The following is a 21,513-nucleotide window of genomic DNA, read 5'->3' on the forward strand; positions in this document are numbered from 1 at the left end:
CGCACCATGGGCCACCCGCCCATCCAGCTACTCCGACCATGATGGACCGGGGGCCTTCGGACCCTCCCGCCAGGCCTTTCGTCCGGCGGGCGCCTTATCCATCCGCAGAGGTATTGTCAAGGGGGCAAGACCGCCCTATATGGACAATTTCCTGCAACGCAGAACAGGAGAGCACGCGTGACGCGCAGCGTGTACGTGACCGGGATCGACCGGGGAGACGGCCGCCAGGTCATCGAGCTGGGAGTCATGGAGCTCCTGACCCGTCAGGTGGACCGGGTGGGCGTCTTCCGCCCCCTGGTCCACGACGGACCAGACCGCCTGTTCGACCTGCTCCGCGCCCGCTACCGGCTGGCGCAGGACGCGGCCACGGTGTACGGCATGGACTACCACGAGGCGTCCGCGCTCCAGGCGGAGCAGGGTACCGACGAACTCGTCTCGCAGCTCGTCGAGCGCTTCCACCGGGTGGCCCGCGACTACGAGGTCGTCCTGGTCCTCGGCACCGACTTCGCCGACACCCAGCTCCCCGACGAGCTGGCGCTCAACGCCCGGCTCGCGAACGAGTTCGGCGCCTCGGTGATACCGGTGGTCGGCGGCAAGGGCCAGACCGCCGAGTCCGTACGGGCCGAGGCGCGCAACGCGCACCGGGCCTACGACGGGCTCGGCTGCGACGTGCTCGCGATGGTGGTCAACCGGGTCGCCCCGGCCGACCGCCACGAGATCGAGGAGCGCCTGGCGGCCCGGCTCCCCGTGCCCTGCTACGTGCTGCCGGACGAGCCCGCGCTCTCGGCGCCCACCGTCGCCCAGATCACCGCGGCCCTGGACGGCACGGTGCTGCTCGGCGACGACGCCGGGCTCGCGCGCGACGCCCTCGACTTCGTCTTCGGCGGCGCCATGCTGCCGAACTTCCTGAACGCGCTGACCCCGGGCTGCCTGGTCGTGACCCCGGGCGACCGCGCGGACCTGGTCGTCGGCTCGCTGGCCGCGCACAGCGCCGGTACGCCGCCCATCGCCGGCGTGCTGCTCACCCTCGACGAGCGGCCGGGCGAGGCGATCCTGACGCTCGCCGACCGGCTCGCGCCGGGCACGCCGGTGGTCGCGGTCAGCCACGGCTCCTTCCCCACCGCGCAGGAACTCTTCGCCCTGGAAGGGAAGTTGAACGCGGCGACCCCCCGCAAGGCGGAGACCGCGCTCGGCCTCTTCGAGCGGCACGTGGACACCGCCGACCTGCTGCGCCGGGTCTCGGTGGCCCGCAGCGGCCGGGTCACCCCGATGATGTTCGAGCACGAGCTCCTGGAGCAGGCCCGCTCGAACCGCCGCCGGGTCGTGCTGCCCGAGGGCACCGAGGACCGGGTGCTGCGCGCGGCCGACGTACTCCTGCGCCGGGACGTGTGCGAGCTGACGCTGCTCGGCGACGTCGAGGCGATCCGCAAGAAGGCCGCCGACCTCGGCATCGACGTCGTCAAGTGCCAGATCATCGACCCACAGGCCTCCGAGCTGCGCCAGCGCTTCGCCGAGCGCTACGCCCAGCTGCGCGCCCACAAGGGCGTCACCGTGGAGCTGGCGTACGACGTGGTCGCGGACGTGAACTACTTCGGCACGCTGATGGTCCAGGAGGGCCTGGCCGACGGCATGGTGTCGGGGTCGGTGCACTCCACCGCCGCGACCATCCGCCCCGCCTTCGAGATCATCAAGACCAAGCCGGACGCCTCGATCGTCTCGTCCGTCTTCTTCATGTGCCTGGCGGACAAGGTGCTCGTGTACGGCGACTGCGCGGTCAACCCGGACCCGAACGCCGAGCAGCTCGCGGACATCGCGGTGCAGGCCGCCGCCACCGCCGCCCAGTTCGGCGTGGACCCGCGGATCGCGATGCTGTCGTACTCGACCGGCACCTCGGGCTCGGGCGCGGACGTCGACAAGGTGCGCGAGGCCACCAAGCTGGTGCGCGAGGCGCGTCCCGACCTGCGCATCGAGGGCCCGATCCAGTACGACGCGGCCGTCGAGCCGTCGGTCGCCGCGACCAAGCTGCCGGAGTCGGAGGTGGCCGGGCAGGCCACCGTGCTGATCTTCCCGGACCTCAACACCGGCAACAACACCTACAAGGCCGTGCAGCGCTCGGCCGGCGCCGTGGCCGTGGGCCCGGTGCTCCAGGGCCTGCGCAAGCCGGTCAACGACCTGTCGCGCGGCGCCCTCGTCCAGGACATCGTCAACACCGTCGCCATCACGGCCATCCAGGCCCAGGCGCAGGGGCAGGAGGCCTCCGCATGACCACCGCCAACCAGGGCACCCGCGTCCTCGTCCTCAACTCCGGGTCCTCGTCGGTGAAGTACCAGCTCCTCGACATGACCGACTCCTCGCGCCTGGCCGTCGGCCTGGTCGAGCGGATCGGCGAGCAGACCTCGCGGCTGAAGCACACCCCGCTGGCCACGGGAACCGATGCAGCGGCCCGCAGGGCCTCGGTTGAGGGTGGTGGTGGGCGACGGGCGGGCGAGGCCCGCGAGCAGAACGGCCCGATCGCCGACCACGCGGCCGCGCTCAAGGCGGTGGCCGCGGAGCTGGCGGCGGACGGACTGGGCCTGGATTCCCCGGAGTTGGCGGCCATCGGCCACCGGGTGGTGCACGGCGGGCTCAAGTTCAGCGCGCCGACGGTGATCACGGACGAGGTGCTCGCGGAGATCGAGCGCCTGGTGCCGGTCGCCCCGCTGCACAACCCGGCGAACATCACCGGCATCCGTACCGCCCGGGCCCTTCGCCCGGACCTGCCGCAGGTCGCCGTCTTCGACACCGCCTTCCACACGACGATGCCGGAGTCCGCGGCCCGGTACGCGATCGACGTGGCGACGGCGGACGAGCACCGCATCCGCCGCTACGGCTTCCACGGCACCTCGCACGCGTATGTGTCGCGCGAGACGGCGAAGCTGCTCGGCAAGGCACCCGAGGACGTGAACGTGATCGTGCTGCACCTGGGCAACGGCGCCTCCGCGTCCGCGGTCCGCGGCGGCCGGTGCGTGGACACCTCGATGGGGCTGACCCCCCTGGAAGGCCTGGTCATGGGCACCCGGTCCGGTGACATCGACCCGGCGGTCACCTTCCATCTCGTGCGCAACGCCGGAATGTCCGTCGACGACGTCGACGTACTGCTCAACAAGAAGAGCGGCCTGGTGGGGCTGTGCGGTGACAATGACATGCGGGAGATTCGCCGCCGCTGCGACGAGGGCGACGAGAAGGCGCAACTCGCCTTCGACATCTACATTCACCGGCTGAAGAAGTACATAGGCGCCTATTACGCCGTACTCGGCAAGGTCGACGCGATCGCGTTCACGGCGGGTGTCGGCGAGAACGCCGCCCCGGTCCGCGAGGCCGCGGTCACCGGTCTGGAGGAGCTGGGCCTGGCGGTGGACGGCGAGCTCAACGCCGTGCGCTCCGAAAGCCCGAGGCTGATCTCCCCCGAGTACGCCCGGGTCGCGGTGGCCGTGGTGCCGACGGACGAGGAGCTGGAAATCGCCCAGCAGACGTATGCCCTGGTGACTCCGGCGCTGAATTCCTGACCGGATTTCCGGTTCGCCCGGACGACACCTGAGCGTCATCCCGCCCATTTGTACATTCCACCAGACGGAATATTCCGCAGCGAAACAAACCGATAGGATCCGCCTTATGCGCCGTTCCAAAATCGTCTGCACACTGGGCCCCGCCGTCGACTCTCATGAGCAGCTCGTCGCTCTGATCGAGGCCGGCATGAGCGTGGCCCGCTTCAACTTCAGCCACGGCTCCCAGGCCGAGCACCAGGCCCGTTACGACCGGGTCCGCAAGGCCGCCGAGGAGACGGGCCGCGCGGTGGGCGTGCTCGCCGACCTCCAGGGCCCCAAGATCCGCCTCGCGAAGTTCGCCGAGGGCCCGGTCGAATTGGTCCGGGGTGACGAGTTCACCATCACCGCCGAGGACGTCCCGGGCGACAAGTCGATCTGCGGCACCACCTACAAGGGCCTGCCGGGCGACGTCGTCAAGGGCGACCCGATCCTGATCAACGACGGCAACGTCGAGCTCAAGGTCGTCTCGGTCGACGGCCCCCGGGTGAAGACCATCGTCATCGAGGGCGGTGTCATCTCCGACCACAAGGGCATCAACCTGCCCGGTGCGGCGGTCAACGTCCCGGCGCTGTCCGAGAAGGACATCGAGGACCTGCGGTTCGCCCTGCGGATGGGCTGTGACCTGGTCGCGCTCTCCTTCGTTCGCGACGCCGACGACGTCAAGGACGTCCACAAGGTCATGGACGAGGTCGGCCGCCGCGTGCCGGTCATCGCCAAGGTCGAGAAGCCGCAGGCCGTCGCCAACATGGAGGGCGTCGTCGCCGCCTTCGACGGTGTGATGGTGGCCCGTGGCGACCTCGCGGTCGAGTACCCGCTGGAGAAGGTCCCGATGGTGCAGAAGCGCCTCGTGGAGCTCTGCCGCCGCAACGCCAAGCCGGTGATCGTCGCGACCCAGATGATGGAGTCGATGATCACCAACTCGCGGCCGACCCGCGCCGAGGCGTCCGACGTCGCCAACGCGATCCTGGACGGCGCGGACGCGGTCATGCTGTCCGCCGAGTCCTCGGTGGGCGCGTACCCGATCGAGACGGTCAAGACGATGTCGAAGATCGTCGAGGCAGCCGAGGAGGAGCTCCTGTCCAAGGGTCTCCAGCCGCTGGTGCCGGGCAAGAAGCCGCGCACGCAGGGCGGTTCGGTGGCCCGCGCGGCCTGCGAGATCGCGGACTTCCTGGACGGCAAGGCGCTGGTCGCGTTCACCAAGTCCGGTGACACGGCCCGCCGTCTGTCCCGCTACCGCACCTGCCAGCCGATCCTCGCGTTCACCACGGACCCGAGCACCCGCAACCAGCTCGCGCTGAGCTGGGGCGTCGAGACCCACGTCGTCCCGCACGTGGACTCCACCGACGCGATGGTCGACCTGGTCGACGCCGAGCTGCTCAAGCTCAAGCGCTACAACAAGGGCGACACCATGGTCATCACGGCCGGTTCGCCCCCCGGCATCCCCGGCACCACCAACATGGTCCGGGTGCACCACCTCGGCGGCGGCGAGAAGGAATAGCCGTCGGCCGTACGTCCTTGGAGGGCGGCATCCCGTGGCGTACGGGTGCCGCCCTCCGGCGTACCCGCTCCCGGACGGGATGGCACGCTTGTCCGTTCCATGAACAAGGCGTGGCAAATTCCACGGGCGGACGAATCAATTCCATGACACCTCCTGGGGTACGTTCACATTCATGCGTCTTCCCATATCGCCGCAGGTCCGACGCGCACTCGTGGCGCTCACCGCCACCGCGGTCACCGCGGGCACCGCCGTCGGCCCGGCCGTGGCGAGCGGTCACCCCGCGAAGCCGCCCAAGTCGGCGACGCCGGGGGCGCCCGGCGGCGAGGCGAAGAAGGAGCCGCCGGCGGCCATGTCGCAGGCGGGCGGCGCGCAGTTGGGCAAGCCGGGCGATCAAGTGGGCGCGGGCGCACCGGCCTTGCCCCCGGGACTCTCCGCGCTGTCCTGGGTCGTGGCGGACGCCGACACCGGCCAGGTGCTCGCGGCGCGTAACGCGCACTGGCCGCTCCCCCCGGCCAGCACCCTGAAGATGCTCTTCGCGGACACCGTGCTGCCCGGGGTGCCGCACGACGCGAGCCGCAAGGTCGGCGACGAGGACCTCAAGGGCATGGGCGACGGCAGCAGCGCGGTCGGCATCGTGCCCGGCCAGACGTACAAGGTGCCCGACCTGTGGCGCGGGGTGTTCCTGCGCTCGGGCAACGACGCGGTGCATGTGCTCTCGGCGATGAACGGCGGCGTCGACAAGACCGTCGCCGACATGCAGAAGAAGGCCGAGAGCCTCGGCGCCAAGGACACCCACGTGCTGAGCCCGGACGGCTACGACGCGCCCGGCCAGGTGTCCTCGGCGTACGACCTGGCCCTGTTCCTGCGCTCGGGCCTGAAGAACAAGGACTTCAAGGAGTACTGCGGTACGGCCTCGGCCGAGTTCCCCGGCGGCCCCAACACCAAGGGCAAGCCGTTCGGGATCTCCAACACCAACCGCATGCTGTCCGGCATCGAGGGCGTCGCCAAGTACCCCGGCCTGATCGGCGGCAAGAACGGCTACACCACGAACGCGGGCAACACCCTGGCCGAGGCGGCCCAGCGGGACGGCCACACGCTGGTGGTGACGGTGATGAACCCGCAGGAGGCCAAGCGCGACAAGGTCTACACCGAGATGCGCCAGCTCCTGGACTGGGGCTTCACGGCGGTCGGCAGGGCCACCCCGGTCGGCACCCTCGACACGGCCGCACCCGCCTCCGGTGACGGCAAGGCAGGCACGGCGACGGGCGCCGCGGCCGGCTCGTCCGACTCGGGCCTGGGCGCGCTCGGCTGGGCCGGCATCGGCGCGGCGGTGGTCGTGGCGGGGGGCGCGGGCGTCCTGGTCCTGACCCGCCGCAAGAAGGCGAAGTCTCAGACCGACGCGGTGATCTGAGCCGGGGTCCCGGCGCCCAGCATCCAGTCGATGACCTCGGCGGCCGTATAGGGGCGGCCGTCCGGGCCGATGTCGTCGAGGAACCCGAGGTCCTGCCCGATGGTGACGACGGGCGGCTCGTCCGCCCCGCCGGGCCTGCGCTGCCCGAGCCCCACGGTCGCGAGCAGCCCGTTGCACAGACACACCCGCCCGGCGGTGTCCACGGCGTCGCCGCCCTTGCGCACGTACGCGGCGATCGGCTCGGCGGCACAGCGGTAGACCAGCGCCCCGCTCGCCGCGCGGGCCGGCGTGCGCAGATACCCGAGGTCGCACACGGGCCTCCTCGCCGCCCGCACCGCCTCCTCGGACAGGGTTCCGGGGAGCTCGGCCACCTTGAACGGGAAGGCGGTCGGCGAGGCCCGCGGATCGTTGCGCACCCTCAGCGTCCCGGCCCGGGCCCGCGCCCTCAACTCCCTGCGCAGATCGTCCCGCAGCCCCGACTCCTCGCAGAGCGCGAACACGCTGCCGAGCTGCACGCCGACCGCCCCCAGGGCCCGCGCCCCGGCCAGCCGCTCGGGATGCGCGGCACCGCCCGCGAGCCAGAACGGGATCCCGAGGGCGGCGACCTTGGCGAGGTCGGGATGGTCGCGCGGCCCGTACACCGGCTCGCCTCCCGCATCCAGCGAGAGCTTCCCGCGCGGCGGGGCGCTGTGCCCGCCGGCCCGGTGCGTCTCGATGACGAACCCGTCGGGCCGGGTGGCCGGATCCCGGACGAGATAGGAGGCGAGGACGGGCAGCGAGACGATGGCAAGCACGTCCGGGCGCTTCAACTGGCGTGTTGCGGGCGGTAGTTGAGCCATGACCCCACCCACCGGATCGAAGGTGTAAGGGAGCGGCTCCTCATCCCCTTCCACACCGACCAGGGTGGTGACGGATTCCGCGCGGGCGAGTCGCGAGGCGAGGGCGGGGATCTGCCCGGGGATCCCCGCGCCGACCAGGACGTGGTCGACCCCGGCGAGGATCGCGCCGAACAGGGCGGGCGCGGTGGCGAGCTGGATCTTCGCGAGGTAGTTGACCCCGACGGGCCCGTCGTGCCCCTCCTTGGCAAGCCAGACCTCGACGAAGTTGCCGAGCACGGTGAGGAGTTCGGCGGCCTCGCCCCGGTCGACCCGCAGCCGGGCCATGGCCCGCATCCGCTCGCCGGGATCGACCCCACCCTCGACGAAGTACCGCTCAAGGACGTACGCGGCGGCCTCCGGCACGGGGAAGGCGGCGAGCGCCCGCCGCATGTGCCCGCCGGGGTCGCCGAGCTGGAGCCTGCGCGCGAGCACGGCATCGAGCGCGGTCCCGGACACCACCCCGAGCTGCCCACCCCGCGCCACGGCCCGCGCAAGCCGCCACCCCGACACGGCTACCCCCATGCCGCCCTGGATGATCTGGGGGCGGGGGCGGTTGGGAGTCGGCATGGGGGTCCGTTCTTCGGGGTGGCGCATCAGGGGTGCGCTGGACACGAGGCGTACGCAACCTACGGATCCGTAGGTTCTTCTCCGAGTGTCGACCACCTCCGCGCACTGTCACTCCGCCAAAGGTCCCTGCTTGAGGTGCCGTGAGGCCTTGAAGCGGCTCGCTACAGGGCGCCGAGCGTCTCGCTCCATTCCCTCCCGGGTGCCCCGCGCACCACACCGCTTCCGCAAGACCTCCTACGCCCCGTCCGCACGGCGAAGCGCCTCCATCACTACCGCTCTCAATTGCTCGACCGTGAGGTCGCTCTCGTCCCGCAGAGACGGGTCGATCGGAAAGTCCTCCAGCGCATAGAAAACCTCTTCCAACGCGCTGGAAAGGTCTTGGCCAATGCGCTCCTTGGCGTTGAGGCTCCGACGACGCGCCTCCAGCCACTCTCGGGCGAAGGCTTCTGCGGAAATGCCATCCGCAGAGAACGAGTTCATCAGAACCAGCTGATGGTCGACCCCGGAACCGGCCACTACGTGGGCCGCCCTGTTCCACGTCCGCTGGAACCCGGTGAAATCGGCTGCCACCTCGGCCACCGCAGGGTGCCTGACAGCTACGCGCCGCCCGTATCTGGAGAAAGCCGCCCGCGCCTGGTCGGCCCCCTCCGGCACCGCGCCTTCGATGAAGGCCCTCCGTCCGGCGGCCAGCGCATAACCGTCCCCAGTGAGGAGTATGGCGCCGGTGAGGTCGGGCAGGGAAAGGAGGACCGGCTCACCTGGCCAGCGGATGCCCCCCACCATGGCTTCAGCATCCGCCGGAAGGTGTTGTGGCTCAGCGCTCTCAGCCTCCGGCCCGGTCGGCGCGCTCAGCACGTATGCAAAGCCGGCCGTCCGCGCTCCCGCAGCCGTCCGCTGCGCGAGCGCCAGGTCCAGGTACCCCTCCCCCGGCAGCGGCACCTCACTCTTGCCGCCCTCGGCGAGCCAGGCACCACTGAACCGATGCGGCGTGGACAGCAGGGCGCCTGTCAGCTCGCCGCACGTGATTGGATTATTGGAAGTCACGCTATTTCAGCTTCCCGTTTTCGACGATGTTCGTGAACTGGTTGTCGTAAAGCTTCCATGCCGACCAGAACTCTCCGTTGGGCCGGAGCATCACCATCTTCTGAGTGGCCGGATCGATGAACCCGACAGCCGGTCCTTGATTGCGATACTGAAAGCGGTAGATCTTCGTTCCGGGTGCCTTCATATGTTCCCGCATGGCATCCTCGAAGGCACTCATGTTCGCCTTGTTCCGGGGACCGGGAGACTGCAGGAAGTCTCCGGCGTGCGCGTCGTACTTCTTACTCATGGACTTCTGGCTGGTGAAGTCTGCCTGCTCCTCCCACTTCGCCTTGGCCGCCGTACAGGGGGCGAGGCCGAGCAAATCGACCCAGGTACTCGGGTTCGCGACATAGGCCATGGGATTGGGAGCCGGCGACAGGCCGAGGGGGTCCGCTGAGATGTACCGGCCCGACTCAGGATCGTAGTACCGGAAAAAGTTGTAGTTCAGACCCGTTTCGTCGTCGGCATACTGGCCTGGGAATCGGATCGGGCAGTCCACGGATTCCACATCCGTGGGGGCGGGGAATGACGTGCCCCACAAAGTCGTGCGCCGGTGCCATCCGAGCCGACCGTCCAAGGAGACCAGTTCGGTCGGGCTACCCGCCACGTCAGCCACGACAGCGTGAAAACGCGTCGAGTAGTCCTCGTCAAGCGTGGAGAGGAAGGACGCTCCTGCCCCGCGGACTACCGGCTTGTGGTCGGTCTGGGTGAGAGGGCGGTGGGTGCCCGGCTCATAGTCCCAGGTGGTGTACCTGCCGTCCGGCGCCTTCTGCTCGGCGAGCCGGGTGTTGTCCCAGGTGAACTCTGTTCGCTCCGCGGTCGAGCCGTCCTCGGCGACCCGGTGTTTCGAAATGCGGCGGCCGAGCGGATCGTACGCGTACCGCCAGCGCGCTCCGTCGGGCGTGATGGCCTCCGTCAGCCGGTCCTCGGCGCTCCAGACATACGCCCAGGTCCGCTGCTGCCCGTTGAGGAGCCTGCGGGTCCTTCGGATGAGGCGGGCCTGGGAGTCGTGCTCGTACGTCGTGCGGCCGGCTCGGCGTATGAGGGCTCCGTCGAACTCACGGTCACCGGCGGATTCGTGGGCGGGCGCGGTTGCATGTGACAGGTTGCCCATCGCGTCGTAGGCATACGTCTCGATCCAGCCGTGGGCCCGGACGCCGGTGACCCGACCCATCGCGTCCAGGTCGAACTTCCTGGTGCCCGAGGCGAGTTCACGGATTTCGGCCAGATGACCATCCGCACGATATGCGTACGTACAGTACTGGAGGAGGCGACTGGCATCGGCGCCTCCCGACTTCAGGGTCTGAGCCGTGAGCCGGTCGGTTGCGTCCCAGGTCTGGCTGAGCACCACGTCGCTGCCGATACGGCGTTCGGTCTCGCGGCCCGATGCGTCGTACGTGAATGTCAACTCTCCATGTTCCGTGCACAGTTGCACATGGCGCCCGGCCGCATCGTAGGCCCACTCGGACACCAGGCCCGAGGGGGTGACCCGGCGGACGCGCCGCCCCAGCGGGTCGTATGCGAAGGTCGTCGTTCGGCCGTTGACCGTTTCGTCGAGTTCACGGCCCAGCGCATCGCGCCGAGTGACTACCTCGGTGTCTGCGTTGACCGCGCGGACGAGCTCGCCCGTCGCGTCGTACTCATACGTGGTCACCTCGCCTGTGTCCGACTGCTGCTCCGTGACGCGACCCATCGCGTCCCGGGTGAACCGCAGCGTCTCTCCCGCCCCGTTCGTGCGCGCAGCCAGACCGCCTGCCGCGTCGTGGGCGTAAGTCAGGGTCCGGCCGTTGAAGTCTGTTTCCGCGACCAGCCTGCCCGCGTCGTCGTAGGTGTACGACCATGTGAGACCTTGCGGATTGGTGACTTCGGTCAGCCGGAGCTCGGTGTCGTAGGCGAAGGCGTAGGCCGCGCCGTCGGGGTCGGTGCGGGTGGCCGGTACGTCGAAGGGGCCCACGGTGTGACGGGTCAGGTTGCCTGCCGTGTCAGCGTGGGTGAGGAGGTTGCCTTCGCCGTCCCACGTCCACGACTCCCGGCTGCCGTCGGCGTGCTCGTGCCACTCCGGTTTGCCCTCGACTGTCCAGCCCATGCGGACCACGTGGCCCATCGGGTCGGTCACCTGCACGACCCGGCCCCAGGCGTCACGGCGCACGGCCGTGGTGTGGCCCAGCCCGTCGGTTACCGCCAGTGGGAGTCCGGCCGCGTTCACTACGACCGTCCGGGTGTGGCCGAGGGCATCCGTCACAGCGACCAGATGCCCGGACTCGTCGTAGGTGCAACGCGTTTCGGCGCCGAGCGGGTCCGTCGTCGTGAGCAGGTTTCCCGCGGCGTCGTACGTGTGGCGCCAGGTAGCGCCGCTGGGGTCGGTGACCTCGACCGGCTGTCCGAGGGCGTTGTACGCCGCCCGTGCGACGGACCGGTCTGGCAGGGTGAGTTCCACGAGGGCGCCGGCTTCGTCATACGTGTACCGCGTGGTCCGTCCCAGTGGGTCCGTGATCGTCAGCGGCTTGTCGCCGCGATCGTCCCATTCGGTGCGGGTGGTGTGACCGAGCGGGTCGGTCTCCTCGACGACCATTCCCTCGGCGTTGTAGCGGTGGGTCGAGCGGCGGCCCAGGGAATCCGTGTAAGTCGTGGTGCGGGCGGTCTCGTCGTATGTCAGCGAACCCGAGAGGATGCCGTCGATGCCGTCGGTGCGCACGACTCGGCCGCGCTGGTCGTAGACGTACGAGAACCAAGTCCCGTTGCGGTCGGCCCACTTGGTGATCCTGCCCTGACCGTCGTACGCGTACTTCAGCGGCTCGCCCGAAGAGTTGATCACCTCGGTGAGGTTGCCCTCCTCGTCGTAGCCGTAGCTCATCACCACCGCTCCGGCATCTGACGGTGCGACGTGTGGCTCATAGCGGGACGGGGCTTCGTCCAGGAGTCGCAGGGCCGTGATGCGCCGGCCGCGGGTGTCCACGGCGAGGTAGTAGCCGCCGCTGTGCCTCAGACCGACGGGTATCCCCTGGTCGGAGCGCTCGACGTCGATGCGCGCGCCATTACGGTCTTGCCAGCTGTCCACCGGTAGCCGGAAGACCCCGAAGGTGTCGGAGGGCAGCGGCGTGCCGAAGCTGCGGACCACCCCGGTGTCGGGGTCGGTCACGGTCATGACGCCGTCGGGCTTGCCGTCCCACTCCAGGGGCCAGCGGGCGCCCTTGGCGGGCAGCACCGGCTCGCCCGCCTTCGGCACCGGGTACACGAGCCGCATGCCGTCGGCTGCGGCGAACACCACTCCCTCGGCGTCGATCTGAAGGCATTCGTCGAGGCTGGATATCCACGTCGGGCCGAAACATGTACCCGCTCGGTACGACGACAGGTGGGTGCGGGCGAAGACGAGGGGGAGTGCGCCGGGCAGGCTCAGGTCGGTCTGGGTCATCAGCATCGCGCCGGTGGCGACGTCGATGGGCTCGCCGACGCACGGGGTGCGGTCGGCCTGCCGGGCGGCGGGCCCCAGTTCGACCAGGTCCGGGCGGAGCGAAGGAGGCCGGAGCATGAAGGGGCTCGGGTTGGTGAAGGCGCCCTCGGCACCGGCCTTCAGGACGCCGCTGCCCGCGCCGAACGCACCACCGTAGATCATGCCGTCCTTGGCCGCCTGGTTGATCTCGTCCAGGCTCAGCCCCTTCTGCTGGCCCGTCGCGATCTTCAGGGGCTGAGCGACCGCGAGGTCGACCGTGACCGATTCGATTCCACCGAAGGCGGCTGCGACCAGGGTCCCCGCAGCGATCTCGGCGACGGTAGCAGAGACCGCGACACCGAGAGTGCCACCGAGCTCGATGATGGCATCGGCGGCCGCGACCGCAGCACCGGAGGCGAGCCCCGCGGTGAGAAACGCCAGCCCGATGCCGCCCGCGATGACGGCCGCATCGATCCCGATCTGAATCCAGAGCTTGTGGATGGCGTGATCGACGGCGTCGGCGAACTTGTCGAGGGCCTCCGCCATCTTCCGGGCCGACTTGGAGAGGTCGCTCAGCCAGCCCGCGTTGCCGTCCTTCGCATACCGGCCCCAGAAGATCTCGAACGCGTCTATCGCCTCACCCTTGTTGTTGTGGATGAGGGCGGACGCCGCGTTGTTCACCGGCGTCCGTACGTCGTCGACCGCGTCGGCGAAGGTACGCCAGGCATCGGCGGCGTGCCGCAAGGTGCCGGAATTGGCGTCCGGCCACCACATACCCAACTTGAGCAGGACCTTCTTTGCCTCGTCCTCGATGCTCATTCGGAATCGTCGCCGTCCGTGGCATCCACCGGCTTCTTGATCTTCGTGAACATCCCGGCGATCAACTGCTCGTTGTCCACATGCCCGTCGGACATGTCGACCATCGCCTCATGAATGCTGACCAGGCCCAGTACCAGTGTGCCCGCCGCCCGCTCGATGACCTTCTGCTGGGGCGCGTACGCGTCGTGGAACGCCTTGCCCTGGTCGTCGTCGCCCCACGGCGCGCCGAATCCGTCGAGGGCGTGAACGAGGTTGGTCAGCGCCGTGCTCAGGTTCGTGGCCTGCTCATGGAAGACCGGCGCGGTGAGTTTCACATCCGCGACCTTGATGTCCAGAACCTTGCCGTCGTCGCCCACCCAGCACTCCCCGCGTTTCCCGTTGCCCGCCCGAACTTTCCCGACCCTAGGAGCGACAGGTAAAGGAAACTCCAAACAGCATCCAAGCGGAAGTAATGGATCCGTCGCGTGCGCGGTGAAGCGCAGCCGTGGCCCGCACCCCCGAGGGGAATGCGAGCCACGGCTCAACTGCGGCTCCCGGATGGGTACTTGGGGTTACGTCGTGGGGTTGCCGTTCGTGACGTAGTTGTGGAGGCCGGGGACGGTCAGGGTGCCGCCGAACTGGCCTGCCTGGCGGACCGTCACGTTGGTGAAGAAGGCGTACGGGACGTTCAGCGGCGGCGGGGTGGCCGGGCTGAAGGTGACCGGGATGAGGCCGAAGAGGTTGCCCTTCAGCTCCTCCGTGTACATCGTCACCGTGCCGTTGCGGATCGTCGACTGCGAGCCGGAGCGGGCCACGACATGGGCGGTGGTGGGCTGGCCACCCACCTCCGGCCCGTACACCTGCTGGTCCAGGTTGTCGATGTCCACGGCCGAGGCCGTGAACTTGAGGACCTTCTTGGTCGTGTCGCCCGCCTTGACCTCGACGATTCCCTCGTAGTTCAACCCCTTCAGGGTGAGCTTCGAGCTCTTGAGGATCCAGGGCTGCGTGGGCAGCGTCGGGACGCCGCTGTCCTGCTTGGCCGCGGCGAGCGCCTTCGGGTCGGCGGTCGGGCACGGGAAGGGGGGCTTGGCACCGTCGGGGATGGCGGTGTCCTTCTTGGGGTCCAACCCCTTTGCCGCGTCCGGGAGTTCGGCCACCTTCTGGCCCGCCTCGTCGGCCGCCTTCTTGATCGCGTCCGCCGTCTTGTCGACCGGCTTGTCCTCGGTGGTGGCGGGCTTGGACGCCTTCGTCGACGGCTTGGGCGCGGCCGTGCTCGCCGAGGGCTTCGGCGCGGGGGCCGCCGTCGACGTGCTCGGGGTGGGCGCCGGGCTCGGCGTGTCGTGGATGCCGAACAGACCCTTGAGCGCGTCACCCAGCCCCAGCGGGTCCAGCGGGTTGGTCGTCTTGGCGGGCGGCGGGGTCTCGGCAGGCTTCGCCGGAGCGTCGGCCGTGGACGACTTGGCCGCGGGCTGGGCCGGCTTCAGGAGCTTGTCGACGGCGTCCCCGGCCGAACCGGAGGCCGTGGGCGCGGGCGTCTTGGACTTCGACGCCGGGTCGTCCGACTTCGCCGCCGACGGGCTCGGCGACGCCTTGTCCGACGCGCTGCCGGCCGGGCTCGGCGAGCCCGAGGGGCTGTCCGAGCGGGTCACACAGGGGCCGGGGGCGAACGGGATGTCCGTCTTGTCGTCGGCCATCGCGAGCTTGGGCGTGAGGCTCATGCCGACCAGGACGGCCGTGGGCATGGCGGCGAGCGCCATCGCCTTGCCCGCGGGCATCTGCCACTTGGTCAGGAGCGACTTCCTCGGGGCCGCGTGGCGCGGCCCTCTTCTTTCCCGCGGGTCGCCGCCTCCGGTCGAGTCCAGCTGCGTCTCGTCACCCCGCACTGTTCCTCCCGCCGTTGGCGTCAACTGTCGTATCGTGGGCGGCCGTTCCGGTCTGCTCCTCGCGCGATGCGGGAAGGACCCGGCCCTCGGGCCCGGACCCACCTGGTACGTCCCCGACGGCCCCGTCGGCCTTGTCGCGCCGCCTCGGCTTGGCCGGCACCCAGGCACAGGCCAGCGCGCCGCCGAACAGGGAGAGCAGGAACCCGATGACGAAGCCGCCGATGTTGGCGATGGGCAGGGAGATCAGCGCCAGCAGGATGGCCGCGATGCCCGCGAAGGTTCTCACCACACTGTGGAACCACATGGTCAGGCCCAGCGTGACCAGCAGCACACCGATGATCAGCGAACCGGCGCCCGCCGTGGTCGACATGGCGATGGTGACGTTCCCGAGCTCCATGTTGGCGTACGGGAAGTACATGATGGGCACGCCGCCCGCGATGGTGAGCAGGCCCGCCCAGAACGGCCGCCTGCCGCGCCAGGCCCGGAACCGAAGCCGCCAGTATCGGAAGTCGCGGGCATCGCTCGAATCGCGGGAACCTGTGGTCTCGGCGCTCATGGAAAACAGCTCCCTGGTACCGCTGTTGCTGTGAAAAGAAGAGAAGGTTCCCGGTGGCCGGGAGGGCGCCGTGGGCGCTCAGCGGCCACCGGGGGGCTCGGCTGGGGAACTCCCTAGTTGTTGGGGAATTCCTTCTGCCACGCCTCGCACTCGTGCTGTCCGCCGGACAGACGCAGACTCAGTCCGCTGAGCTTGAACGTGCCCGCGGTGGTCGCCCAGGCGCGCTGGGTCACGTCCTTGAGGACCGCCCTGTCGGCGCGCTGCGCGAATCCGTACGGGTTGCCGTTGGGCTTCCCGTCCTTCCCGTTCTGGATCTTCGTCGGGCCCTTGCCCTCGCCCGCCGCGACACCGATGTCGATGTTCGTGAACTCGGCGTTGGTGTCGAGCTCGTGCACATCCAGGTAGAGGTTTGTGGCCTCGACCTTGTCGCCACCGCCCGCCTTCAGCTTCATCGTCACGTCACCGAGGCCGAACGGCAGCGGTTGCACGACCGACTGGCACATCTTGCTGATCTCGGCACTGCTGAAGCCGGACACGACGACCGGGTGGTTCGCGTCCTTGCCGTCGAGCGACTTGCCGCTGGCGACCGACCCGTACTGCAGCAGGTTCTTGCCGTCCAGCGACTCCGTCGTCACCTTGAAGTCGACACCGGACACGCTGAACGACGCGGCGAGCGCACCCTGTGCCAGGCCGACGCCTATCGCGGCCGTCGCGGCCACGCTCGGCACCATGACCAGCGCGAACCGCTTCCATCTGGTCCCGCCACGTACTTGGGACTCCATGACTTTCCTCCTTCTCGGACGTACATCTCCGGGACGGACCCTCAAGGGCTGTCACGGGATGGGAGAAGTGCTACGTCCTCGGGAAGGGGAGCGCACGGGAGGTCGACCGCGTACGACTCGCGCACTTCGTCCGACACCGGCGATCACCCCCGAGCGACAACCACTGGCCACGCGTTCGCGCAACCTGCTGGACAGGCCCTGCCGGAGAGCAGAGACCCCCCTGTCCACGACCGGTGTCACTGCCACCGGCCGGCCCGGTGGGGACCCAAATGGGCGGCAGCGCCGAGTGGCTGTCGGGCTGGTGCGTTATTGGACCGAGCGTGGCCGATCGTGGTGCATTCGGAGCCGCGACACAAGAGGGATCGTTACTAGCCAGTAACGGCCCGATAACCGAAGCGCGACCGGTCGGCATCGGCCGGGCACGCAGGGTGCCGCCGAGTGACCGGACAGAAGGGGAAATCGCCGCTGAAATGCGGACGTAAGAAGCGGCTCAACTTACTGCAAGTAACAGCGGCCGCGTTTACCAAGTTTTGGTAAAGCGCGGCCGCCTCTTGTCTCTCTGTCGCCAAATCGTCCGTCGCGTACCGCGTTCGGCACTCATTCGGTGACAGGTCGGTGAACGCCCGGAGGCGTCCACCGGTGGATCAGAAGAGGACCCTCGCCAGCGCGGTTCGCGCCGCCGTGACGCGCGGGTCGTCCCCGCCGATCACCTCGAAGAGTTCGAGGAGCCGGACCCGGGCCGCGTCGCGGTCGTCACCGAACGTGCGCCGCACGGTCTCGACGAGCCGCCCGAAGGCGTCCTCGACATGACCGCCGACCAGATCGAGGTCGGCCGCCACGATCTGCGCCGCCACATCGGCGGGCTTCTCGGCGGCGTCCTTGCGGACCTGCTGGGGGTCGAGCGACTGGACCCGCTGGAGCAGTTCGGCCTGCGCGAGACCGAGCTTGGCCTCCGGGTGGCCCGGGTCGTCGCTCAGCACGTTCCGGTACGCCTGGACCGCGCCGGCCAGATCGCCCGAGTCGAGGGCCCGCACAGCGGCTTCGAGCAGTGCGTCGTACGGGCCCGCCGGGGCCTGCGCATCGGCCGCGGGGGCCGCCGCCGCGTTCGGGTCGACCTCGATGCCGGTCAGGCCGAAGCGCTCCTCGGCGACCTGCACCAGCTGGTCGAGGGTCTCGCGGATCTGCGCCTCGGGGGCCGCGCCCTGGAAGAGGGGCAGCGCCTGGCCGGCGACGACCGCGAAGACGGCCGGGATCCCCTGGATCCCGAACTGCTGCATCAGCATCTGGTTGGCGTCGACGTCGATCTTGGCAAGGAGGAAGCGGCCGTTGTACTCGACGGCGAGACGCTCCAACAGCGGGCCGAGCTGCTTGCAGGGCTCGCACCACTCGGCCCAGAAGTCGATGACGACCGGCACCTCGGAGGAGCGGGTCAGGACATCGCGTTCGAAGGAGGCCTCGTCGACATCGATGACGAGGGCGGACGGCGCGACCGCCGGGACCCCGCCCTGGCGGGCTGCCTCGGCTCGCGCCTGCTCCGCCTTGCTCTTGGCCTCACCGGCCGCCTTCACCGCGGCGAGGTCGACGACGCCGCTCATGGACATGTTCCTAGGCTGCATGCGTACATCCTCCCCCTTCCGCGACGGTGCGTGGTCATCCGGTGGCAGGATCCGGGGCCCATCCGTTGCCTCCCGCCGGATTGCGAGGCTCACGGACGGACCGCGGATCTTTCCTGATGGCACCTGGGTCCCCACCCCGGCGCCGTGTGACATGTGGTTGTCGCGGAAGGCCGCTCACGGCTTTCGCTACGAGCCGTAGCGTAACTGGTGCGGCCCCGGCGCGCGGGGTGATCTCGCGCACACCGCACGCCCCCTGGCGTGATTGCTACCGGCCGGTATGGTCGCCGTCATGCCTTCTTCATCCCGAGCCGCGAGACCGTCCTGTACGGGTCGTACAGGTCGGCCTCGCAGCGCCGAGGCCGATGCCGCGATCCTGCTGGCGACCCGGGAGGCACTGGTCGACCTCGGCTGGTCGAAGTTCACGATGGGGGACGTGGCGACGCGGGCCGGGGTGGCCAAGACGACGCTCTACCGCCGCTGGGCGGGCAAGAACGAGCTCGTCGTGGACGCGGTCGCGGTCCTCTTCGACGAGCTCGAACTCCCGGACCTGGGCAGCCTGGTGGCCGATGTGGAGGGCGTCGTCCTCCAGTTCGCGGCCCTCCTGGAGCGCCCCGAGACGAAGACCGCGCTGATGGCCGTGGTGGCCGAATCCACCCGGGACGACGCCCTCCGCGGGCGGATCCGCTCGGCCATCGTGGACCGCCAGAAGCGGCTGGTTCTGATCGGCCGCGAACGGGCCCAGGCCCGTGGCGAACTCCCCTACGAGGCCGACCCGGCCGTCTCCGCCCGCCACACCGACCTCATCTTCGACGTGGTGGCGGGCGCGGTCGTGCACCGGGCGCTGGTCAGCGCGGAACCGGTGGACGAGGAGTGGGCCCGCGACTTCACCCTGCTGATCTGCGCGGGACTGGCCGCGACGGCCTGAGCCGCGGGCAGGCGGGGCGGCCCGGCGTGGCCGGACCGTGATACCGCCGGATCCGCCAGGTGTGGCCGGACCGTGATCCCACCGGGCCCGCCCCGTGCCCCTCGCCTGCGAGGCTCGCGGGATGGGACGGACACCGGGATGGCCCGACGAGCGTGACGGCGTCTACCAGAAGCGCAAACCGGGGCATGAGGTGGCCTGTTGCCTGTTCTGCGTCCTGCTGTTCTTCTTCGGCCTGATGGCCTGGGTGCTGTGGGACCTCAGCCACACGCGGTGGATGGTCTGAGGGCTCAGACCTGGTAGCGCGTCGGCGCGAACAGCGAGAGGTTTTCCTCCACCCAGCCCGACGTCCGCTTCAGGCCTTCCTCCAGGCTCACTTCCGGCTCCCAGCCCGCCCACTCGCGGGCCCGCGTGTTGTCGGAGAGCAGTCGTTCCACCTCGCTGCCCGACGGACGAAGCCGTGCCGGGTCGACGACGACCGAGGCCTCGCGGCCCGATGCGGCGATGAGCGCCTCGGCGAGGTCGCCGATCGCTATCTCGCGGCCCGTGCCCAGGTTCACGACCTCGCCGAGCGCCCGGTCGCACTCGGCGACCGCGAGGAAGCCCCGCGCGGTGTCGGTGACGTACGTGAAGTCGCGGGTCGGGGTGAGCGAGCCGAGCTTGATCTCCCGTACGCCCGCGTGCAGTTGGGCCAGGATGGTGGGGATCACGGCGCGGGCGGACTGGCGCGGGCCGTAGGTGTTGAAGGGGCGCACCACGGTCACCGGGAGCTCGAAGGCGTGCCAGTGCGAGAGCGCCATCATGTCGGCGCCGATCTTGGACGCGGAGTACGGCGACTGCGGCTGGAGCGGGTGCTGCTCGCTGATCGGGGCGGTCAGGGCAGTGCCGTACACCTCGCTGGTGGAGGTGTGGACGAGGCGGCGCACGGAGTGGCGGCGGCAGGCCTCGGCGACGTTCTCGGTGCCGACGACGTTCGTCTGGACGTAGGCGCCCGGGGAGTCGTAGCTGTACGGGATGCCGATGAGGGCGGCGAGGTGGAAGACGGTGTCGCAGCCGGCGACGGCGTCCGAGACCCGGCCCGCGTCGCGGACGTCCCCGGAGACCATCTCCACCTGGGGGTGGCCGATGAGGTGGGCGAGGAAGCCCTTCTCGGCGTACGGCTTGTAGTGGACGAACGCCCTGACGTTCGCGCCGAGTCCGACGAGCAGGTCGACCAGCGTCGAGCCGATGAAGCCCTCGGCGCCGGTGACGAGGACGGTGCGGTTCTGCCACGTGTTGACGGTGCTCGTGTTCACAGTGCTCATGCTGCGTACTCCCTGGTGTACGAGGTGGGGTAGGAGGCGAGTTCGAGGACCCTGGCGGCCAGGAGGTCGGCGGCCCGGGCGTGGTTGCCGGGGTCGGCGGCGCCGCTCATCGCGGCGAGCCGGGCCGGGTCGGCCAGGAGCGGTTCGATGAGGCCGGCCAGGCGGAACGCGGTGGTCTCGGCATCCGGGACGAGCAGGCCGGCGCCCGCGTCGGAGAGGACCCGGGCGTTGTGGGTCTGGTGGTCGCCGGGCGCGTGCGGGTAGGGCACGAGGACGGCGGGCACCCCGGTCGCGGCGAGTTCGGCGACGGTCGCCGAGCCGGCTCGGCACACGACGAGGTCGGCGGCCGCGTACGCGAGGTCCATCCGGTCGAGGTAGGGCACCGCCCGCGCGCCCGGCAGGGAGGCCAACTGCCGCTCAGTGTCCTCCAGTTGAGCCGGTCCGGTCTTGATGAGGAGGTGGACGTCGGCCCGCTCCCGCCAGCGTTCGGCCAGGCCGATCGCCGCCGCGGTGAGCCGGGCCGCGCCGAGGCTGCCGCCGTTGACGAGGACGAGGCGCGCCCCGGGCGGCACGCCGAGGGCGCGCCGGGCCTCGGTGCGCATCGTCGTGCGGTCGAGGGAGGCGAGCGAGGCGGCGATGGGCATGCCGGTGGTGATGGCGTCCTGGCCGCCCGCGAGGTGGGCGCGGCTGCGGTCGAAGGCGACCGCGATGTGGGAGGTGAGCCGGGCCGCGAACTGGTTGGCGCGTCCCGGCACCGCGTTGGACTCGTGGATGAGGCTGGGCAGCCCGGCCATCTTCGCGCCGACGATGACCGGGGCGCTGGGGTAGCCGCCCATGCCGATCGCGACCTGGGCGCGCTGGGCCTTGAGGATGGCCCGGCACTGCGCGCCCGACTTCAGCAGCGCGGCGGGCAGCAGATACCGCTTGGCGCCGAGCGAGGGGTCGAAGGGGATCATGTCGACGGTGTGCAGGTGGTAGCCGGCGCCCGGTATGAGCTTGCCCTCCAGGCCCCGGGTCGTGCCGACGAAGGAGATCACCGCGTCGGGGACGGCCCGCCGCAGCGCCTCGGCGAGTGCGAGTCCGGGGTAGATGTGCCCGCCGGTCCCGCCCGCCCCGATCACTACTGACAATGGTGTGCGCATGGCACCGAGGTTCACGGGGCGGCCTAAGAGGGTTCTAAGAGCCGCGTTTGGCAGGCTTT

At 70.0% G+C, this 21,513-nt stretch carries 16 protein-coding genes; 6 read left to right on the forward strand and 10 right to left on the reverse strand.

What is annotated here, in order from left to right; genetic code table 11:
• The first annotated feature begins 177 nt into the window (after positions 1 to 177).
• From pta to ACSHXC_RS12230, 4 genes are all read left to right on the forward strand, one after another.
• The gene (pta, locus tag ACSHXC_RS12215) at positions 178 to 2,265 is read left to right on the forward strand and encodes a phosphate acetyltransferase (protein ID WP_438291610.1); all 2,088 of its coding nucleotides are present in this window, start codon (positions 178 to 180) and stop codon (positions 2,263 to 2,265) included.
• Entirely contained in the window at positions 2,262 to 3,545 is a 1,284-nt protein-coding gene (locus tag ACSHXC_RS12220) for an acetate kinase (RefSeq protein ID WP_438291611.1), read from the forward strand. Before pta ends, ACSHXC_RS12220 begins: the two co-directional genes overlap by 4 nt.
• Positions 3,546 to 3,651: 106 nt before the next feature.
• Positions 3,652 to 5,082, forward strand: a complete 1,431-nt coding sequence (pyk, locus tag ACSHXC_RS12225; protein ID WP_438291612.1) for a pyruvate kinase — start codon at positions 3,652 to 3,654, stop codon at positions 5,080 to 5,082.
• A 172-nt stretch (positions 5,083 to 5,254) separates the two neighbouring features.
• Positions 5,255 to 6,493, forward strand: a complete 1,239-nt coding sequence (locus ACSHXC_RS12230; protein WP_438291613.1) for a D-alanyl-D-alanine carboxypeptidase family protein — start codon at positions 5,255 to 5,257, stop codon at positions 6,491 to 6,493.
• Here the strand turns inward: ACSHXC_RS12230 and ACSHXC_RS12235 are convergent.
• The 8 genes from ACSHXC_RS12235 to ACSHXC_RS12270 all read right to left on the reverse strand — a co-directional run bounded on the left by ACSHXC_RS12235 (position 6,472) and on the right by ACSHXC_RS12270 (position 18,086).
• Positions 6,472 to 7,938, reverse strand: coding sequence for a hypothetical protein (locus ACSHXC_RS12235; protein WP_438291614.1), 1,467 nt, complete (start codon positions 7,936 to 7,938; stop codon positions 6,472 to 6,474). The two genes, ACSHXC_RS12230 and ACSHXC_RS12235, sit on opposite strands and share 22 nt — an antisense overlap.
• A 234-nt stretch (positions 7,939 to 8,172) precedes the next feature.
• Complete coding sequence (locus ACSHXC_RS12240; protein WP_438291615.1) at positions 8,173 to 8,982, reverse strand: colicin immunity domain-containing protein; 810 nt, start codon at positions 8,980 to 8,982, stop codon at positions 8,173 to 8,175.
• Position 8,983: 1 nt separating this feature from the next.
• Positions 8,984 to 13,270, reverse strand: coding sequence for a DUF6531 domain-containing protein (locus tag ACSHXC_RS12245; RefSeq protein WP_438291616.1), 4,287 nt, complete (start codon positions 13,268 to 13,270; stop codon positions 8,984 to 8,986).
• Positions 13,267 to 13,626, reverse strand: a complete 360-nt coding sequence (locus ACSHXC_RS12250; protein ID WP_438291617.1) for a hypothetical protein — start codon at positions 13,624 to 13,626, stop codon at positions 13,267 to 13,269. Before ACSHXC_RS12250 ends, ACSHXC_RS12245 begins: the two co-directional genes overlap by 4 nt.
• A 195-nt stretch (positions 13,627 to 13,821) precedes the next feature.
• Positions 13,822 to 15,132, reverse strand: coding sequence for a hypothetical protein (locus ACSHXC_RS12255; RefSeq protein ID WP_438291618.1), 1,311 nt, complete (start codon positions 15,130 to 15,132; stop codon positions 13,822 to 13,824).
• On the reverse strand, positions 15,122 to 15,688 hold the full coding sequence (locus tag ACSHXC_RS12260; protein ID WP_438291619.1) for a DUF6114 domain-containing protein: 567 nt from the start codon (positions 15,686 to 15,688) through the stop codon (positions 15,122 to 15,124). Before ACSHXC_RS12260 ends, ACSHXC_RS12255 begins: the two co-directional genes overlap by 11 nt.
• 113 nt (positions 15,689 to 15,801) lie before the next feature.
• Positions 15,802 to 16,470 carry a DUF6230 family protein gene (locus ACSHXC_RS12265; RefSeq protein WP_438291620.1) on the reverse strand — a complete coding sequence of 223 codons (669 nt, stop codon included), beginning with the start codon at positions 16,468 to 16,470 and terminating at the stop codon, positions 15,802 to 15,804.
• Positions 16,471 to 17,114: 644 nt separating this feature from the next.
• Entirely contained in the window at positions 17,115 to 18,086 is a 972-nt protein-coding gene (locus tag ACSHXC_RS12270; protein WP_438291621.1) for a tetratricopeptide repeat protein, read from the reverse strand.
• Positions 18,087 to 18,375: 289 nt separating this feature from the next.
• Here ACSHXC_RS12270 and ACSHXC_RS12275 point away from each other — a divergent pair, with 289 nt between their 5' ends.
• A complete protein-coding gene (locus tag ACSHXC_RS12275; protein WP_438291622.1) occupies positions 18,376 to 19,011 on the forward strand; it encodes a TetR/AcrR family transcriptional regulator in 636 nt (211 codons plus the stop codon).
• Between the two features lie 121 nt (positions 19,012 to 19,132).
• Entirely contained in the window at positions 19,133 to 19,294 is a 162-nt protein-coding gene (locus ACSHXC_RS12280) for a hypothetical protein (RefSeq protein WP_438291623.1), read from the forward strand.
• Positions 19,295 to 19,298: 4 nt separating this feature from the next.
• Here the strand turns inward: ACSHXC_RS12280 and ACSHXC_RS12285 are convergent, their stop codons facing one another.
• Together ACSHXC_RS12285 and ACSHXC_RS12290 are read right to left on the reverse strand one after the other, a co-directional pair.
• Positions 19,299 to 20,312, reverse strand: a complete 1,014-nt coding sequence (locus tag ACSHXC_RS12285) for a GDP-mannose 4,6-dehydratase (protein WP_438291624.1) — start codon at positions 20,310 to 20,312, stop codon at positions 19,299 to 19,301.
• Complete coding sequence (locus ACSHXC_RS12290; protein WP_438291625.1) at positions 20,309 to 21,454, reverse strand: UDP-N-acetylglucosamine--N-acetylmuramyl-(pentapeptide) pyrophosphoryl-undecaprenol N-acetylglucosamine transferase; 1,146 nt, start codon at positions 21,452 to 21,454, stop codon at positions 20,309 to 20,311. The genes ACSHXC_RS12285 and ACSHXC_RS12290 overlap by 4 nt, the downstream gene beginning before the upstream one ends.
• Positions 21,455 to 21,513 lie beyond the last annotated feature (59 nt).

Source organism: Streptomyces sp. HUAS TT7, from assembly GCF_051550175.1.
Lineage (GTDB): Bacteria > Actinomycetota > Actinomycetes > Streptomycetales > Streptomycetaceae > Streptomyces.

Excerpts from the sequence above, each read along its gene's own strand:
- ACSHXC_RS12235 (WP_438291614.1), bottom strand. The coding sequence starts at position 7,938 with ATGCCGACTCCCAACCGCCCCCGCCCCCAGATCATCCAGGGCGGCATG.
- pyk (WP_438291612.1), top strand. The coding sequence starts at position 3,652 with ATGCGCCGTTCCAAAATCGTCTGCACACTGGGCCCCGCCGTCGACTCT.
- ACSHXC_RS12230 (WP_438291613.1), top strand. The coding sequence starts at position 5,255 with ATGCGTCTTCCCATATCGCCGCAGGTCCGACGCGCACTCGTGGCGCTC.
- ACSHXC_RS12270 (WP_438291621.1), bottom strand. The coding sequence starts at position 18,086 with ATGCAGCCTAGGAACATGTCCATGAGCGGCGTCGTCGACCTCGCCGCG.
- ACSHXC_RS12290 (WP_438291625.1), bottom strand. The coding sequence starts at position 21,454 with ATGCGCACACCATTGTCAGTAGTGATCGGGGCGGGCGGGACCGGCGGG.
- ACSHXC_RS12275 (WP_438291622.1), top strand. The coding sequence starts at position 18,376 with ATGCCTTCTTCATCCCGAGCCGCGAGACCGTCCTGTACGGGTCGTACA.
- ACSHXC_RS12280 (WP_438291623.1), top strand. The coding sequence starts at position 19,133 with ATGGGACGGACACCGGGATGGCCCGACGAGCGTGACGGCGTCTACCAG.
- ACSHXC_RS12285 (WP_438291624.1), bottom strand. The coding sequence starts at position 20,312 with ATGAGCACTGTGAACACGAGCACCGTCAACACGTGGCAGAACCGCACC.
- ACSHXC_RS12245 (WP_438291616.1), bottom strand. The coding sequence starts at position 13,270 with ATGAGCATCGAGGACGAGGCAAAGAAGGTCCTGCTCAAGTTGGGTATG.
- ACSHXC_RS12220 (WP_438291611.1), top strand. The coding sequence starts at position 2,262 with ATGACCACCGCCAACCAGGGCACCCGCGTCCTCGTCCTCAACTCCGGG.
- ACSHXC_RS12265 (WP_438291620.1), bottom strand. The coding sequence starts at position 16,470 with ATGGAGTCCCAAGTACGTGGCGGGACCAGATGGAAGCGGTTCGCGCTG.
- ACSHXC_RS12260 (WP_438291619.1), bottom strand. The coding sequence starts at position 15,688 with ATGAGCGCCGAGACCACAGGTTCCCGCGATTCGAGCGATGCCCGCGAC.